3 protein-coding genes are annotated in these 19,674 nt (G+C 44.0%); all 3 read left to right on the top strand.

What is annotated here, in order from left to right; translation table 11 throughout:
* The first annotated feature begins 27 nt into the window (after nucleotides 1-27).
* Genes F6J90_RS20495 through F6J90_RS20485 form a run of 3 tightly spaced genes read left to right on the top strand, consistent with a single transcriptional unit; the run spans nucleotide 28 to nucleotide 19,388 of the window.
* Nucleotides 28-5,880 carry a type I polyketide synthase gene (locus F6J90_RS20495; protein WP_293097444.1) on the top strand — a complete coding sequence of 1,951 codons (5,853 nt, stop codon included), beginning with the start codon at nucleotides 28-30 and terminating at the stop codon, nucleotides 5,878-5,880.
* A gap of 1 nt (nucleotide 5,881) precedes the next feature.
* Nucleotides 5,882-10,714 carry a type I polyketide synthase gene (locus F6J90_RS20490; RefSeq protein ID WP_293097441.1) on the top strand — a complete coding sequence of 1,611 codons (4,833 nt, stop codon included), beginning with the start codon at nucleotides 5,882-5,884 and terminating at the stop codon, nucleotides 10,712-10,714.
* A 7-nt stretch (nucleotides 10,715-10,721) separates the two neighbouring features.
* Entirely contained in the window at nucleotides 10,722-19,388 is an 8,667-nt protein-coding gene (locus tag F6J90_RS20485) for a type I polyketide synthase (RefSeq protein ID WP_293097439.1), read from the top strand.
* The last annotated feature ends 286 nt before the right edge of the window (nucleotides 19,389-19,674 follow it).

The following is a 19,674-nucleotide window of genomic DNA, read 5'->3' as shown; positions in this document are numbered from 1 at the left end:
ATAATAACCCGTACAGGAGGAATCAAGATGGAACTCAACTCCCCCAAAAAACAACTATCAAATGAGCAACTTCTACTGCTAAAAATTGAACAAGCAACTGCCAAATTACAAGAAATTAAAACAGCAGCTACAGAGCCAATAGCCATTATTGGTATGGGTTGTCGCTTCCCTGGAGGTGCATCTACTCCAGAAGCTTTCTGGGATATTTTACAAAATGGAGTAGATGCAATCACTGAAGTACCAAAAGACCGATGGCATCTTGATGATTATTACAATCCAGACCCAGACACTCCTGGCAAAATGTACAGTCGTCATGGAGGATTTATTGACCAAATACAGGAGTTTGATGCCAATTTTTTTGCTATTTCTCCCAAAGAAACAATCCATCTAGACCCTCAACAGCGATTACTCCTGGAAGTTAGTTGGGAAGCCCTGGAAAATTCAGGAAAAAATCCGCAACAGCTCAAAGGTAGCCAAACAGGCGTCTTTATTGGTATTTGTGGTAACGACTATACTCAACGTATATTCAGTCAAGGTTCAGAAAAATTTGATGCCTATGCAGCTACAGGTAATACCCACGGTACAGCATCAGGGCGAATTTCCTATACTCTGGGGCTAATCGGACCTAATTTAGCATTAAACACAGCTTGCTCCTCTTCATTAGTAACTATCCATTTAGCCTGTTCAAGTTTAAGGAATCAAGAATGCAATATGGCCCTGGCAGGAGGAGTGAATCTATTGATATCACCAGAGGTTAGCATCAGCTTTTCCAAAGCTCGTATGTTATCTGTGGATGGTCGGTGCAAGACTTTTGATATCTCAGCTAATGGCTTTGTCCGTGGTGAAGGATGCGGTATTGTTGTACTCAAGCGTTTATCAGATGCACTGGCAGACCAGGACAATATTTTGGCAGTAATTCGTGGCAGTGCCATCAATCAAGATGGTGATACTAGTGGTTTAACAGTACCCAATGGTCCTTCTCAGCAATCAGTTATTCGTCAAGCTTTGACAAATGGAGGAGTGCAGCCAGCAAATGTCAGTTATATTGAAGCTCATGGTACAGGAACTTCCTTGGGAGACCCGATTGAAGTTGAAGCCATAGGAACTGTATTTGGCAAAACCCACTCTCAAGAGAAACCTTTAGTCATTGGTTCAGTTAAGACTAACATTGGTCACTTAGAGGGAGCAGCTGGAATAGCGGGTTTGATGAAATTAGTTCTGCAACTGCAACATCAACAGATTGCACCATCACTGCATTTTAACCAGCCTAATCCTTATATTAATTGGTCTCAATTACCAGTAAAAATATCGACTAAACTCACCCCTTGGCAGACCAATGGTAAAACTCGCATCGCTGGCGTGAGTTCCTTTGGTTTTAGTGGGACTAATGCTCATATAATCTTGGAAGAAGCGCCAGTAAAATTCAAAATTCAAGATGAGCTAGAACGTTCACTTCATCTATTAACCCTGTCAGCGAAAACTGAAACGGCTCTTAGTGAGTTAGCAAGTAGTTATCACAACTATCTAAAAACTCATCCCGAATTAAAGGTAGCTGATATCTGTCATACAGCGAACACTGGACGTGCCCAGTTCAACCACAGACTAGCAGTTGTCGCACAGAACCAACAAGACTTAGTTGAAAAACTCCGACAGCAAGAACAGGGAGAGGAAGTAGCCGGAATCTTTTCAGCAGAACTGCTAAACAATACCACAGCACCTAAAATCGCCTTCCTATTCACAGGACAAGGTTCCCAATATGTGAACATGGGAAGGCAGTTGTATCAACAAGCACCCACTTTTCGTGAAGCGATTAACCAATGTGAACAAATTCTTAGTACTGTCGAAACGTTCCAGGACAAGTCATTACGAGACATTCTCTATCCAGGAGACGATTCATCAGGTTCATCCCTACTAGATCAAACAGCCTATACCCAACCGGTCTTATTTGCTATAGAATATGCCCTATTCAAACTCTGGCAATCCTGGGGAATTAAACCAGATGTAGTCATGGGTCATAGTGTGGGTGAATATGTGGCAGCAACAGTAGCAGGAGTATTCAGTTTAGAAGATGGTCTGAAACTAATTGCAGTTAGGGGCTCTTTGATGCAAAAGTTACCTGCTGGTGGAGAAATGGTTTCAGTTATGGCATCAAAGTCGAAAGTTCTGGAGACTTTGAATGCGATGTCCCTGGAAGAAAAAGTAGCCATAGCAGCCATAAATGGACTCCAAAGTATAGTGATTTCTGGCGATTCGGAAGCAGTAAGAGCGATCGCAACTAACCTCGAATCAGAGGGAATCAAAAGCAAACAACTACAAGTATCCCATGCCTTCCATTCACCATTGATGGAACCAATGTTGGCCGAGTTTGAAGCTGTAGCGAATCAACTTACCTACAATCAACCAAGGATACCACTAATATCGAATATCACAGGCACAAGAGCGGACAAAAGTATAGCTACAGCCAAATATTGGGTAAATCACGTGTGCCAACCAGTACGGTTTGCCGATAGCATGAAAACTTTGTACCAGGAAGGATATGAATTATTCCTAGAAATTGGATCCAAACCAATTTTGTTGGGAATGGGACGTCAATGTCTACCAGAAGAGGTGGGGGCGTGGTTGCCATCGTTACGTCCGGGAGTGGATGAATGGCAGCAGATGCTCTGGAGTTTAGGAGATTTATATGTGCAGGGAGCCAAAGTAGATTGGTTAGGATTTGACCAAGATTATAGTCGTGAGAAAGTAGCATTACCAACATATCCATTTCAAAGAGAAATGTATTGGATAGATACTCCCGAAAACCAACACAAAAAATTCACTACAGAATCTGGATCAAGTCCAATTGTTGACTTACTTAATCAAGGAAATACTGAGAGTTTGACTAAGGAGTTATACCTAGCTGCACAGCTAACAGAAGATGAAGAAAAACTTCTACCAAAGTTATTAAATACTCTAGTAAATCGCCATCAAAGTTACATTCAATTCAAAGGAAATGTAGTGTATGACTATTATAATTCAGCCACTAAGTTTACTAAAGAACAATTTAAGGTTGCTGATAATAGTAACAAAGTTAATTCATTACGATTCCTAACTTTTGGTATCTTTACTGAAATTATTCCCAATTTTTCTTGGATGAATTTTTTGGCGAGTACCAACCAAGAAGAATTCAGCCAAGTTGCTCTTGATTCTCAAAAAGAGTTAAGGGAATTGTGTTTTTTAGAAGTTGATTTCTTAAATCGTCATAAAGTGTTAGATTTTGGTTGCGGATATGGCTCAGATTTAATCACTTTAGCTCAAACTTACCCACATTTGCAACTAAATGGTTATACCATTTCTAGCGAACAAGCTAAATTTGCTACTGACCAAGTTAGTACTTATCAACTTCAGGATCGGATTCAAGTTTTTAATCGAGATAGCTCCAAAGATGAATTCCCTGATAGCTATGATTTGATATTTGGATTTGAAGTTGCTCATCATATTGAAAATAAAAATGATTTGTTCTGGAATATCAGTAATCATCTTCGGGAAGAAGGGCTATTAGTATTGGCTGATTTCATTGCTAGTGGTAATTCTGATATTAACCATGATGAAACTTCATCCTACTTTATTACTAAACAGCATTGGATTGAACAACTATCTGAAAAACATCTTCAACTCATAAGTGCTATAGATGTCAGTTTGGAAATAGCGAACTTTCTATACGATCCTGAATTTGATGAAATTATTGATGATGCATATCAGAAGAATAATGATGAACATCTCAGATCTGCTATGCAATCCTATAATCAACTTGGTAAGTTGTTGAAAAAAGGATTAGCTAGCTATGTACTCTTGACTGCTAAAAAGCAAAAAAATCAACCAAAAGAAAAAATTTGTCATTCGAACCAAGAAATTCTGAGTAAACTTCTATCTTACTCGGAGGTAGCAGTAAAACAATGGATTTACGAACTAAAATGGAAGCCAAGTAAAGATATAAACCAGGAGTCAATTTTACTTACTCATCAAAATGCTCCTGGAACTTGGCTATTATTTGTGGATTCTGATTTTACCGGTCAAGAGTTAGCCACAATTTTGGAGGGACACAACAAGCATTGCCTTTTAATTTATCCAGGTCATAACTACCAAAAGTTAGATCAGCAACATTATCAAGTTAACCCAACTAATCCACAGGAATTTGAACAATTATTGCAGGAGTTATTGACTGCTCCAGTAAAATTAGAAGGGATAGTTCATCTCTGGAATCTCAATACCTCTACTGAAGATTTAGAAAGTGCTCAGGAACTCGGTTGTGGTAGTGTGCTTCATCTGGTTCAAGGGTTGGCATCTAACCCTGAATACCCAGTTGCCCTATGGCTCGTGACTCAAGGAACTCAGAGTGTAGAACAAAATTCGCATATGTCCCAAGTACAGCAAGTTCCTGTATGGGGATTAGGTCGGGTAATTGCTGTTGAACATCCAGAACTACAATGTCGGTGTGTTGATTTAGACCCGACATCTGGTTCATCAGAAGCTTTACAAACATTAGCCAAGGAATTATTACATCCTGATACTGAAGACCAAATAGCAATTCGTCGGGGGGTACGTCATGTAGCTCGACTAGTAAGGCGCTTGGATAACTCTAACTTAGAGCAACAGCAACAGGTGACACTTAAGCCGGAAGGCTGTTATTTAATTACTGGTGGTCTGGGAGCATTAGGATTAGAATTAGCCCAATGGATGGTTCAACAAGGAGCAAAACATTTAGTATTGACTGGACGTAGTGCCCCATCAGAAAAGGCAGTTCAAATTATTAAGCAGTTAGAACAAACAGAAGCCGAAATTTCTGTATTATTAGGGGATATTTCTCAAAAACAAGATGTAGCTGGGATTCTCGATCAGATTCAGGAATCGTTGCCACCTCTCAAAGGTGTGATTCATGCTGCAGGGGTTTTGGATGATGGGGTGCTGCAACAGATGAGTTGGGAGAGATTTACCAAGGTGATGGCACCGAAGGTGCAAGGAACCTGGTATTTGCATCAACTAACTCAAGATCTGCATTTGGATTTCTTTGTGTGTTTTTCCTCTATGGCTTCTTTGCTTGGTTCACCAGGTCAAGGAAACTATGCAGCAGCAAACGCCTTTATGGATGGGATTGCTCACTATCGTCGAGGCATAGGATTACCAGGATTAACTATTAACTGGGGAGCATGGGGGCAGGGAGGAATGGCAGCTCGTATGACAAGTCAAAACCAAAATCGACTACAGAATACGGGAATAAGTTCAATAGCTCCAGAAAAAGGATTACAGCTATTAGGACAGTTATTATCACAATCAGTCAGTCAAGTAGGCGTGTTTCCCGTAAATTGGTCTCAATTTTTTGCGCAACTGTCCGATGGTGTGCAGATACCATTATTTTTAGAGGCTTTTGCTTCAACAAAACTGGCAAAAAACCCTAAGAATGAAGAATTTTTAGGAGAACTAGCAGCAGCGACTGAAAGTGAATGTAACCAATTGATGATTGATTATCTCCAAGTTAAAGTAGGTAAACTACTAGGATTTTCTAAATCTCAACTTCCTGATGAACAATTAGGATTCTTTGACATGGGTATGGATTCATTGATGGCAGTTGAGCTGAGAAATGTTTTGAGTTCTAGTTTGGGTTGTTCGATTACCGCAGCTACATTGTTTGATGCTTCCACTATTCAAGATTTAGCTAAATACTTAATTAATGCTCTTTTTCCAGAGGATACAAGCATAAAAATAAAGAGTGGTAACAGTAAAAATACACAGCGTTTAAACATAGTTGATTCAGAGTGGGAGACTCAATCTGAAAGTGAAATTGAGGAGGCAATAGCACAACAGTTGGAAGAAATTGATACTATTTTAAATGAAGGCAACTAAAATGAACGATATTTCTCAAACAAACGAACAAAAGTTTTCACCTAAACAAGTCCTTAAAGCTCTAAAGGAAATGCGAACTAGGCTTGAAGTAGTAAATCAAGCCAAAACTGAACCAATCGCTATAATTGGCATGGGCTGTCGATTTCCCGGAGGTGCTAATGATCCATCTAAATATTGGTCTTTATTACAGGGTGGGAGAGATGCGATATCACAAGTACCACCTCAACGATGGGATGTTAATGCCTACTACGAGCCAGACTCAGTAGCTCCAGGGAAAGTTTACACCAAAGAAGGTGGATATATTGAACAACAAGTTGACCAGTTTGATGCCGATTTTTTTAGCATTTCTCCTCGGGAAGCAGTGAGTATAGACCCTCAGCAAAGACTGCTTTTAGAAGTGACATGGGAAGCATTGGAAAATGCTGGACAAAAGTGGATTGGACTTAGAGAAAGCAAGACTGGTGTATTCATAGGAATCTCTACAGACGACTATGCTGAACTTAGTCATAAGTACCAAAATCATCAAAATTCTACAGATGCTTATTCATGTATGGGCTCAACTAGAAGTGTTGCTGTAGGTCGTATTTCTCATTTACTTGGTTTACAAGGACCGAATATACAACTAGACACAGCTTGTTCAAGTTCTTTAGTTGCAGTTCATCTAGCTTGTCAAAGTCTACGTTCACAGGAGTGCAACTTAGCATTAGCAGGAGGAGTCAATCTCATTTTATCGCCAACGAGCACTATTGCTCGTTGCCAAATGAAAGCACTATCTCCTGATGGTCGTTGCAAAGCTTTTGATAGCTCTGCAAATGGTTATGGTCAAGGAGAAGGTTGTGGTGTTGTAGTGTTGAAGCGTTTATCCGATGCTATAGCTGATCGCGATTTAGTTTTGGCAACAATCCGAGGCTCGGCAATTAATCACGATGGTCCGAGTAGTGGTCTGACAGTTCCGAATAGAATGGCTCAACAGAGAGTGATTCAAGAAGCCTTGACAAATGCTAAGTTGGAACCTCATCAAGTTAGCTATTTTGAGGCTCATGGGACTGGGACTTCTTTGGGAGACCCGATAGAGATAGAAGCTTTAGCCAAAATACACTGTAAAGACCGTCCTTTTAATCAACCATTAATAGTTGGTTCGGTGAAGACCAATATTGGTCATTTAGAGGCAGCAGCAGGCGTATCGTCTTTGATCAAGGTGGTTTTATCGCTTCAGTATCAGGAAATACCACCGCATTTGCACTTAAAACAACTAAATCCCTATGTAAATTGGGATAAATTACCAATAAAAATTCCTACATCACTAATACCTTGGTCTTCTGGAGAAGAACCAAGAATAGCAGGGATTAGTTCTTTTGGCATGAGTGGAACTAATGCTCATCTTATTGTAGGAGAAGCCCCAGTTCAACTCAAAACTCAAAACTTAAAAACAGAAAATAAAACTGAGCGTCCGTTCCATATATTAACCCTATCAGCTAAGACAAAAACAGCTCTAGATCAATTAGTTAGTCGTTATCAAAATTATCTAGAAACCTATTCAGAATCTAGTCTCGCTGATATTTGTTACATAGCCAACACAGGAAGAGCCAAATTCAACTATCGACTAGCCGTGATGGCCTCAACCACTTATGAAGTAGTATATAAACTAAAGCAACAGCAAACAGAAGCGGAAGTAGCAGAAGTATTCTCAGGAAAACTAGCAAAAAGTAGCCGTTTACCGAAAGTAGGCTTTCTGTTCACAGGTCAAGGTTCCCAGTATGTGAATATGGGAAGGCAGTTGTACCAAAAAGCACCAACTTTCCGTGAAGCAATTAACCAGTGTAACGAAATTATCAACACTGTCGAAACGTTCCAAGAAACGTCATTACGAGAAATCCTCTATCCAGGAAACGATTCATTAGATTCATCCCTACTAGGCCAAACAGCTTATACCCAACCAGCTTTATTTGCCATAGAATATGCCTTATTTAAACTATGGGAATCCTGGGGGATTAAACCAGATGTAGTCATGGGTCACAGTGTGGGTGAATATGTAGCAGCAACAGTAGCAGGAGTCTTCAGTGTAGAAGATGGTCTGAAACTAATTGCAGCCAGAGGTGCTATAATGCAAAAATCACCTACTGGTGGCGAGATGGTATCAGTCATAGCATCAGAATCAAAAGTAAGAGCACTCCTAGAACCATATACAGAAAAGGTGACTATTGCGGCCATCAACGGACCAGAAAATACAGTAATTTCTGGGGAGTCGGAAGCAGTAAGAGCGATCGCAACTAATCTAGAATCAGCAGGAATCAAAACCAAATTTTTACAGGTATCCCATGCTTTCCATTCCCCTATGATGGAACCGATTTTGGCAGAGTTTAAAACAGTAGCCAAGGAAATAACCTATAGTCAGCCTCGCATACCACTGATATCAAATGTCACTGGCCAACAAGTGGGTGCAGAGATTAGTTCTGCTGAATATTGGGTAAATCATATCCGGCAACCAGTGCGGTTTGCCCAGAGTATGATCACTTTGTATCAAAAGAAATGCCAACTGTTCCTAGAAATCGGACCTAAACCAATATTATTAGGGATGGGAAGGCAATGTTTACCAGAGGGAGCAGCTGTGTGGTTGCCATCATTGCGTCCGGGAATTGATGAATGGCAACAGATGTTGTCTAGTTTAGGACAGTTATATGTAAAGGGAACCCCAATAGATTGGTCAGGATTTGACCAAGATTATGTTCGTCACAAAGTCGCCTTACCTACCTATCCCTTCCAACGACAAAGGTATTGGGTAGAAAATTCTCCAAGCAGGGACAAAACAACAAAACAGTTATCGGCTAAAAACTCTTCTCCTGTAACTGAGCTCCTTGACCTAGGAGACTACAAGCAGTTGACAGCAATGCTGTCAGGAAACGGCTCCTTGACAGCAGTTGAAGTCGTGCAGCAACTGATTGGCCATCATCAAAAAGCACTGGCACAAGCAGCTCTGAGGGATTGTTTATACCAGATACAGTGGCAACTAAAGCCTTCAGCCCTAGCTCCAGAAAGCCCTTCCCAGCCTGGTCAATGGCTAATTATCGAGGGTGAGGAAACTGTAGCACAGAAGTTAGCAGAGCGACTCCAGCACCAAGGGCAGAGCTGCCAGATTGTTGGAAAGCCCCCTCAAGACTATTCACAACTATTGCATCGAGTTCAAGAAGAAACCGAGGAGCCGTTGGTAGGAATTATATATTTAACCCGTAAGGAAAGTAAGGAAGTCCCTTCTCAAGCAGAAACTACCTGCCAAAGCTTGCTAGGACTAATAAGAGCCTTAGTGCAACAAGACGAGCCAACTGTAGCAAAAGTCTGGGTAGTCACAGCAGGAGCAGTAGCCTTGGGAGAGCATCCTATATCTGTGGCTCAGACGCCTGTGTGGGGAATGGGCAAGGTTGCGTCACTCGAACACCCTGAGTTGTGGGGAGGATTAATCGACCTAGAGCCGGATGAAACCGCAGAAGCTGGAATAACATGTCTTCTAAGAGAACTCCTGAACCCTGATGCTGAAGACCAAGTGGTATACCGTAAGGGAGAACGTTATGTGCCCCGGTTAGTTTCCAGTTCGCCTTCAACATCGAAGAAGTTCAAAGTAGAGCCAACGGGAAGCTATCTGATCACAGGTGGATTGGGAAGCTTGGGGCTGAAAGTGGCAAATTGGTTAGTCCAACAGGGAGCCCGCCATCTGCTCCTGTTCAGTAGGAAGGGTCTGACAGAGAAGGTGAAGCCAGCTGTGGAAGAACTACAAAAGGCAGGGGCTAAAGTCAGTGTCATAGCAGCGGATGTGGCGGAACAGACAGACATGGAACGAGTCTGGCAGCAGATGCAAGCAGAGGGGAATCCTCTCAAAGGGATTGTTCATGCCGCAGGAGTAGCAGGAGGATTAGGTGTTATCGAAGAGTTGACGCCGGAAGCGTGGGAGGAAATGCTACGTCCCAAAGTCAAGGGGGGATGGAATCTACATCAGCTCTGTGAGAAGGAAAATCTGGATTTCTTCGTGTGCTTCTCCTCCATTGCCTCAGTGTGGGGCTCAAAAGGTCAGGCTCATTATGCAGCAGCGAATCAGTTCCTGGATGGGCTGATGCACTATCGTAACTCCCTGGGCTTACCGGGATTAGCGATAAATTGGGGACCCTGGGCAGGGGGTGGCATGGCAACAGCTGAGGCTCAAGAATTGTTGGCTCAAATGGGAGTAGAAACCCTCTCACCGGAGTTGGCAATTTCTGCCTTGGAGCAGCTGCTTTCAGGTGACGAAGTTCAGGTGACAGTTAGTCGCAATGACTGGTCTCGCTTCAAAACTATGTATGCCCTCAAGGGTCCTCGTCCATTCCTAGAGCTCATAGCTACTGTGACTGAAGAGGTTGAGGCTAAGACGGATATCGCCCCCAGTTTACGACAAAGGCTGGAGGCTGTAACCGAAACTCAGAGGAGGAAAGTGCTGCAACAAGCACTACAAGAGGAAGTTGCCCAGGTTTTAGGTTTACCCATGACAAACAAACCAGACCCAGAGGTAGGATTTTTCGAGATGGGGATGGACTCGCTGATGGCAGTAGAGTTACAGGAGCGACTGAGCAAGCTTTTAGGAGTGAATTTATCTTCAACTTTAATCTTTGATTTTCCTAACATTAAAAAGTTGGAGAAATATATAATCAACCAGCATCTTGTCAAAGTTGACCTTTTTGAAGCAGAAACTGATCAAGATGAACAAGAAGGGGAGATAGTGGAAGCTAACCTTCTAACCGAGATCAAGGAATCATCTAATCAAGAGCTTGAAAGCTCAATTGATCAAATATTGGAATCAATAATCAATTGAAAAAGTTATGTTGAATAAATTCACTCAAAAAGATCAGATTAAGCAACTGTCTCCTTTGCAGCGAGCCACATTAGCTCTCAAGAAACTAGAGACTAAGCTGAATAATACTTTGCACGAACCAATAGCAATCATTGGCATGAGTTGTCGGTTTCCCGGAGGTGCCTCTGATCCAGAAAAGTTTTGGCAGTTGTTGCAAAGGGGCATCAGTGTGCGCTCAGAAATCCCACCAGAGCGATGGGACATTGAAGCTTACTACAACCCTGATCCAGATGCTCCGGGTAAGATGCTCACTCGTTATGGGCATTTCATAGAGAATGTTGACCAATTCGACCCCGGATTTTTCGGGATTTCCCCCCGTGAAGCAGTAGCAATCGACCCCCAACACCGCCTACTGTTGGAAGTGAGCTGGGAAGCACTAGAGCAAGCAGGCCAAGTTTTAGAGCGGCTAGATGAAGCAGCGGTGGGAGTGTTTGTTGGTAATGACGGTCATGACTACGAACAATTGCTCCAGCAGCATTTGCACCAGATGCCAGAGAGTTCATTAGTTACCCATGCAGGAACTGGTAGTGCTTTATCCAGTACCGCAGGTCGTTTGGCTTACACCTTTGGCTTCACCGGACCAACAGTAACTATTGACACTGCTTGCTCCTCATCCCTAGTGGCGATTCATCAAGCCAGCAATAGTTTGCGACTCCGGGAGTGTCAGATGGCTTTGGCAGGAGGAGTGAAATTAAATTTAACCCCATTATCCTATATTGGTGCCTCCAGAGCCAGAATGATTTCCGTCGATGGTCAGTGTAAGACTTTTGATGTTTCAGCGGATGGGTTTGGACGGGGAGAGGGCTGTGGTATGGTGCTGCTGAAACGTCTGAGTGATGCACACAAAGATGGAGACCGGATTTTAGCAGTGATTCGGGCTAGTGCAGTCAATCAAGATGGACCGTCCAGTGGGTTAACAGTCCCCAATGGACGGTCTCAACAACGATTGATAAAGCAAGCCCTAGCTCAAGCACAGGTCAAGCCTTGTGAGATTAGTTATTTGGAGGCTCATGGTACGGGGACATCCTTGGGAGACCCCATAGAGGTCAATGCAGCAGTAGGAGTCTTGGGTGAGGAGCGGACTCCAGAATCCCCGTTGTGGATAGCCTCGGTGAAGACGAACATTGGTCATTTAGAAGCAGCGGCAGGAGTGGCAGGATTAATTAAGGTAGTCTTATCACTACAGCATCAGCTTCTGCCAGCCCATCTGCACTTGCACCAGCCAAATCCCAAGATTGACTGGCAGCCCTGGCTGCAAGTACCAAGGGAACTGACACCATGGGAGGTATCGGGTCGTCGGTTGGCTGGGGTGAGTTCCTTTGGATTCACGGGGACGAACGCCCATGTGGTGTTGGAGCAAGCCCCACCCCTACGAGAAAGCCCTCAGCTAGAGTGGGAAAGACCATTGCATGTATTGGGGTTATCCGCCAAAAACGAAGAGGCATTGTACCAGTTAGCCCAAAGCTACAGTCAACACCTGGAGAGACATCCAGAGCAAGCATTGGGGGATATCTGTTTCACTGCTAACACGGGCAGGTTGTCATACGCTCATCGGTTGAGTCTGGTGGCGGGTACAAAAGAGGAGTTGCAAGAGAAACTGAGGACTTTCTGCACAGGGGAAGAGACAACTGGGCTGGCGAGTGGGGTAGTTAGTGGTAGTGAGTCCCCCAGACTGGCAATGTTGTTCACGGGTCAGGGTTCTCAGTATGTGGGTATGGGCAGAGAACTGTATGAGAGCCAACCGACTTTTAAGAAAGCCCTAGACGAGTGTGCGAAAATTTTGCAACCCTATTTAGACAGACCTCTACTGGAAGCTCTCTATTCCCTAGAAGCAGACGAATCTGTCTTGGAGCAGACAGCTTATACCCAACCTGCTTTGTTTGCTGTGGAATATGCCCTATTTCAACTCTGGCAATCCTGGGGAATTAAACCAGATGTAGTCATGGGTCACAGTGTGGGTGAATATCTAGCAGCAACGGTAGCAGGAGTATTCAGTTTAGAAGATGGTCTGAAATTAATTGCCGCCAGAGGAAGATTGATGCAAAGTTTGCCTGCTGGTGGAGAAATGGTTTCAGTCATGGCTTCAGAATCTTACGTCACAGAAGTGATTGCGGCTCAGCCAGAAATATCTGTAGCAGCCATCAATGGACCAAAAAGTGTAGTAATTTCAGGGGAATCTATGGCGCTCAAAGCCATAGTCAATCGCCTAGAATCAGCCGGCATCAAAACCAAACAACTACCAGTATCCCACGCCTTCCATTCCCCTGTGATCGAACCGATGTTGGCCGAATTTGAAGCTGTGGCCAATCAAATCACTTACCATCAACCAAGGATACCAATCATATCCAACGTCACAGGAACCAAAGCAGACAACAGCATAACCACAACACAATATTGGGTGAGCCATGTGCGCCAACCGGTAAGGTTTGCTCAAGGAATAAAAGAGTTAAACCAGCAAGGCTATGAAACTTTCCTAGAAATTGGACCCAAACCAATATTATTAGGGATGGGAAGGCAATGTTTACCAGAGGGAGCAGCTGTGTGGTTGCCATCATTACGTCAGGGAATTGATGAATGGCAACAGATGTTGTCTAGTTTAGGACAGTTATATGTAAAGGGAACCCCAATAGATTGGTCAGGATTTGACCAAGATTATGCTCGTCACAAAGTCGCCTTACCTACCTATCCCTTCCAACGACAAAGGTATTGGGTAGAAAATTCTCCAAGCAGGGACAAAACAACAAAACAGTTATCGGCTAAAAACTCTTCTCCTGTAACTGAGCTCCTTGACCTAGGAGACTACAAGCAGTTGACAGCAATGCTGTCAGGAAACGGCTCCTTGACAGCAGTTGAAGTCGTGCAGCAACTGATTGGCCATCATCAAAAAGCACTGGCACAAGCAGCTCTGAGGGATTGTTTATACCAGATACAGTGGCAACTAAAGCCTTCAGTCCTAGCTCCAGAAAGCCCTTCCCAGCCTGGTCAATGGCTGATTATCGAGGGTGAGGAAACTGTAGCACAGAAGTTAGCAGAGCGACTCCAGCACCAAGGGCAAAGCTGCCAGATCGTTGAGAAGCCCCCTCAAGACTACTCACAACTATTGCAGCAAGTTCAACAAAAAACCGAGCTGCCGTTGGTAGGAATTATATATCTAACCCGTAACAAGGAAGTCCTTTCTCAAGTAGAAACTACCTGCCAAAGCTTGCTAGGACTAATAAAAGCCTTAGTGCAACAAGACGAGCCAACTGTAGCAAAAGTCTGGGTAGTCACAGCAGGAGCAGTAGCCTTGGGAGAGCATCCTATATCTGTGGCTCAGACGCCTGTGTGGGGAATGGGCAAGGTTGCGTCACTCGAACACCCTGAGTTGTGGGGAGGATTAATCGACCTAGAGCCGGATGAAACCGCAGAAGCTGGAATAACATGTCTTCTAAGAGAACTCCTGAACCCTGATGCTGAAGACCAAGTGGTATACCGTAAGGGAGAACGTTATGTGCCCCGGTTAGTTTCCAGTTCGCCTTCAACATCGAAGAAGTTCAAAGTAGAGCCAACGGGAAGCTATCTGATCACAGGTGGATTGGGAAGCTTGGGGCTGAAAGTGGCAAATTGGTTAGTCCAACAGGGAGCCCGCCATCTGCTCCTGTTCAGTAGGAAGGGTCTGACAGAGAAGGTGAAGCCAGCTGTGGAAGAACTACAAAAGGCAGGGGCTAAAGTCAGTGTCATAGCAGCGGATGTGGCGGAACAGACAGACATGGAACGAGTCTGGCAGCAGATGCAAGCAGAGGGGAATCCTCTCAAAGGGATTGTTCATGCCGCAGGAGTAGCAGGAGGATTAGGTGTTATCGAAGAGTTGACGCCGGAAGCGTGGGAGGAAATGCTACGTCCCAAAGTCAAGGGGGGATGGAATCTACATCAGCTCTGTGAGAAGGAAAATCTGGATTTCTTCGTGTGCTTCTCCTCCATTGCCTCAGTGTGGGGCTCAAAAGGTCAGGCTCATTATGCAGCAGCGAATCAGTTCCTGGATGGGCTGATGCACTATCGTAACTCCCTGGGCTTACCGGGATTAGCGATAAATTGGGGACCCTGGGCAGGGGGTGGCATGGCAACAGATGAGGCTCAAGAATGGCTAGCTCAAATGGGAGTAGAAGCCCTCTCACCGGAGTTGGCAATTTCTGCCTTGGAGCAGCTGCTCTCAGGTGACCAAGTTCAGGTGACAGTTAGTCGCAATGACTGGTCTCGCTTCAAAACTATGTATGCCCTCAAGGGTCCTCGTCCATTGCTAGAGCTCATAGCTACTGTGACTGAAGAGGTTGAGGCTAAGACGGATATCGCCCCCAGTTTACGACAACAGTTGGAGGCTGTAACCGAAACTCAGAGGAGGAAAGTGCTGCAACAAGCACTACAAGAGGAAGTTGCCCAGGTTTTAGGTTTACCCATAACAAACAAACCAGACCCAGAGGTAGGATTTTTCGAGATGGGGATGGACTCGCTGATGGCAGTAGAGTTACAGGAGCGACTGAGCAAGCTTTTGGGAGTAAATCTATCATCAACCTTAACCTTTGACTTTCCCAATATTGAAAAACTAACCGACTACATCACATCAGAAGTATGGCAGCTCAGTTCAGGGGATGCAGCTGATACCCAATCGCCCCAGAAAAGAAGCGAGTGGAATGAACCAATAGCAATCATTGGCATGAGTTGTCGGTTTCCCGGAGGTGCCTCTGATCCAGAAAAGTTTTGGCAGTTGTTGCAAAGGGGCATCAGTGTGCGCTCAGAAATCCCACCAGAGCGATGGGACATTGAAGCTTACTACAACCCTGATCCAGATGCTCCGGGTAAGATGCTCACCCGTTATGGGCATTTCATAGAGAATGTTGACCAATTCGACCCTAGCTTTTTCGGGATTTCCCCCCGTGAAGCAGTAGCAATCGACCCCCAACACCGCCTACTCTTAGAAGTGAGCTGGGAAGCACTGGAGCAAGCAGGGCAAGTGTTAGAGCGACTCGATGAAGCAGCAGTGGGAGTGTTTGTCGGTAATGATGGTCATGACTACGAACAATTGCTCCAGCAGCACTTGCACCAGGAGCCAGAGAGTCCATTAGTTACCCATGCAGGAACTGGTAATGCTTTATCTAGTGCCGCAGGTCGTTTGGCTTACACCTTTGGCTTCACCGGACCAACAGTAACTATTGACACTGCTTGCTCCTCATCCCTAGTGGCGATTCATCAGGCCAGCAATAGTTTGCGACTCCGAGAGTGTCAGATGGCTCTGGCAGGAGGAGTGAAATTAAATTTAACCCCATTATCCTATATTGGTTCCTCCAGAGCCAGAACGATTTCCGTCGATGGTCAGTGTAAGACTTTTGATGTTTCAGCGGATGGTTATGGACGGGGAGAGGGCTGTGGTATGGTGCTGCTGAAACGTCTGAGTGATGCACACAAAGATGGAGACCGGATTTTAGCAGTGATTCGGGGTAGTGCAGTCAATCAAGATGGACCGTCCAGTGGGTTAACAGTCCCCAATGGACGGTCTCAACAACGATTGATGAAGCAAGCCCTGGCTCAAGCACAGGTCAAGCCTTGTGAAATTAGTTATTTGGAGGCTCATGGTACGGGAACATCCTTGGGAGACCCCATAGAGGTGAATGCGGCCATGGCGGTGCTGGGAGAGGAACGTACTCCAGAGTTCCCGTTGTGGATAGCCTCAGTGAAGACGAACATTGGTCATTTAGAAGCAGCGGCGGGAGTATCGGGACTAATCAAGGTGGTATTATCACTACAGCATCAGCTCCTGCCAGCCCATCTGCACTTGCACCAGCCAAATCCCAAGATTGACTGGGAGCCTTGGCTACAGGTACCACAAGAACTGACACCATGGGAGGTATCGGGTCGTCGGTTGGCTGGGGTGAGTTCCTTTGGATTCACAGGGACGAACGCCCATGTGGTGTTGGAGCAAGCCCCACCCCTACGAGAAAGCCCTCAGCTAGAGTGGGAAAGACCATTGCATGTATTGGGGTTATCCGCCAAGAACGAAGAAGCATTGTACCAGCTAGCCAAAAGCTATAGTCAACACCTGGAGAGCCATCCAGAGCAAGCACTGGCAGATGTCTGCTTCACTGCTAACACAGGAAGGTTGTCATACAATCATCGGTTGAGTTTGGTCGCAGGGACAACTGCACAATTGCAACAGCAGCTGAGGGCTTTCGGCACGGGGGAAGAGACAACTGGGCTGGCGAGTGGGGTAGTCAGTGGTGGTGATTCCTCCAGAGTGGCAATGTTGTTCACGGGTCAGGGTTCTCAGTATGTAGGTATGGGCAGACAACTGTATGAGAGCCAACCGACTTTCAAGAACGCTTTAGATGAGTGTGCAGAAATTTTGCAACCCTATTTAGACAGACCTCTACTGGAAGTTCTCTATTCCCTAGAAACAGACGAGTCTGTCTTGGAGCAGACAGCTTATACCCAACCTGCTGTCTTTGCTGTGGAATATGCCCTATTTCAACTCTGGCAATCTTGGGGAATTAAACCGGATATAGTCATGGGTCACAGTGTGGGTGAATATCTAGCAGCAACGGTAGCAGGAGTATTCAGTTTAGAAGATGGTCTGAAATTAATTGCCGCCAGAGGAAGATTGATGCAAAGTTTGCCTGCTGGTGGAGAAATGGTTTCAGTCATGGCTTCAGAATCTTACGTCACAGAAGTGATTGCGGCTCAGCCAGAAATATCTGTAGCAGCCATCAATGGACCAAAAAGTGTAGTAATTTCAGGGGAATCTATGGCGCTCAAAGCCATAGTCAATCGCCTAGAATCAGCCGGCATCAAAACCAAACAACTACCAGTATCCCACGCCTTCCATTCCCCTGTGATCGAACCGATGTTGGCAGAGTTTGAAACTCTAGCCAATCAAATCACTTACCATCAACCAAGGATACCAATCATATCCAACGTCACAGGAGCTCAGGCAGACAACAGCATCGCCACAGCACGATATTGGGTGAATCATGTGCGCCAGCCGGTAAGGTTTGCCCAAGGAATGAAAGAGTTACACCAGCAAGGCTATGAAACTTTCCTAGAAATCGGGCCTAAACCAATATTATTAGGGATGGGAAGGCAATGTTTACCAGAGGGAGCAGCTGTGTGGTTGCCATCATTGCGTCCGGGAATTGATGAATGGCAACAGATGTTGTCTAGTTTAGGACAGTTATATGTAAAGGGAACCCCAATAGATTGGTCAGGATTTGATCAAGATTATGCTCGTCAGAAAGTCGCCTTACCTACCTATCCCTTCCAACGACAAAGGTATTGGGTAGAGAGCTCTAAAAATGACGCTCGAAAGAATGGTGGTCTGCCACTAGAAAATCTCTGCACTCCTATCATTAATCTGATTAATCAAGGAGAAACCAAAGCTTTAGTTCAACAACTAGAAAGAGTGGGAAATCTGTCTCCAAGTGAAGTTGAATTTCTCCCAAAACTTATAGAGCTATTAGTTAAACAACACCAACAACAAATAAAAGAAGAAACAATCAAGATTGCGTCTCCACAGCAATTCACTAAAAATATTGAACTAATTCGCAAATTGGCAACAGTTTCGGCTCAAGAATGTAAAGAAATTTTGGTCGAATATATCCAAAAGCAGGTACGCCACACACTTCAAATCAATGCTTTCCACCTTATAAATCCACAACAATCTATTTTAGAATTGGGTTTTGATTCCTTAACTAGTATTGAACTCAGAAATAAACTTGAAAGTCAACTAGAAGTGACTGTATCTGCTAGCAAAATACAACAAGGAATCAGTATAATTGAATTAGCAGAAGACCTTACTAAACAATTGACTCAAGATGGTTATTATCCAGAGAGCATAAATTCTGAATATGAAAGTAAAGAATTGGCTGATAAAACAAACAGTTGGATTGCATATCATGAACCAAAACCCAATGCTCGTCTACGTCTATTCTGCTTTCACCCAGCAGGTTCAAATGCCTCAATATTTCAAGGATGGTCTAAGGAAGTCCTAGCGGATATAGAAGTGTTGCCAATTCAACTTCCAGGTAGGCAAAAACGCTTAAAGGAAAAACCTTTTACAGATTTTGCTACTCTTATCCAAGTACTAGGAGAAATTCTTATTCCTTACTTAGATAGACCGTTTGCTTTCTTCGGTCATAGCCTGGGGGCTTTGATTGCTTTTGAACTTACCCATGTTCTTGAAAAAGAATATAATTTCAATCCACTACACCTGTTCTTAAGTGGCTTCCCACCAAAACCAGATATTTCTTTATCAAAGAAGATGGAGTCTTTATCACAAGAGCCAAAACTGATAAATATTAGCAAAATTGTAGAAATCCCAGAAGCTATTTATGAAGATCCTTCACTTGTACAAGATTTGATCAAGGTCTTCCAAGCCGACTTTCAAGTATTTCAAAGCTATAACTACTTAGAAAAAGATCCTCTCAGTTGTCCAATCTATAGCTTTGGTGGGACAAACGATTATTTTGCGAGTGAAAAACAACTTGCAGAATGGTCTAAATACACTTCCAGTGCCTTTAAACTGCAAATGTTTCCCGGTCAACATATGTTCTTGAAGGATAACCAAAAACTGCTTTTGGATATAATTTCCCAGAGCCTATCTATAAAATAGAACAGCAAGCCCTACCTATAAGGCTTTCAATAACAAAAAAGTGCAATGTAAAATGTAAGTGCATCTAAGTTCAGGGGGTGACAAGTGTCTGGCTTGTTGAAGAAGCCGAGTTAACACTCGACAAAATTATCGAATTCGTAACACTATCGGTTAGCCTCAGAGCTGATTCGTAAAGTAAATCTTAAGAAGTCTGAAAGCCTTGCTATGATTGTTTTTTGGGTATTAAATAGTTCAATTGTTCTATTTGAGCGCAAGCCTTATCCTACAAGGATTACAGCGAGTTTAC

This window comes from Moorena sp. SIOASIH, assembly GCF_010671925.1.
Lineage (GTDB): Bacteria > Cyanobacteriota > Cyanobacteriia > Cyanobacteriales > Coleofasciculaceae > Moorena.
This window is presented reverse-complemented; position numbering and strand designations above follow the sequence as displayed.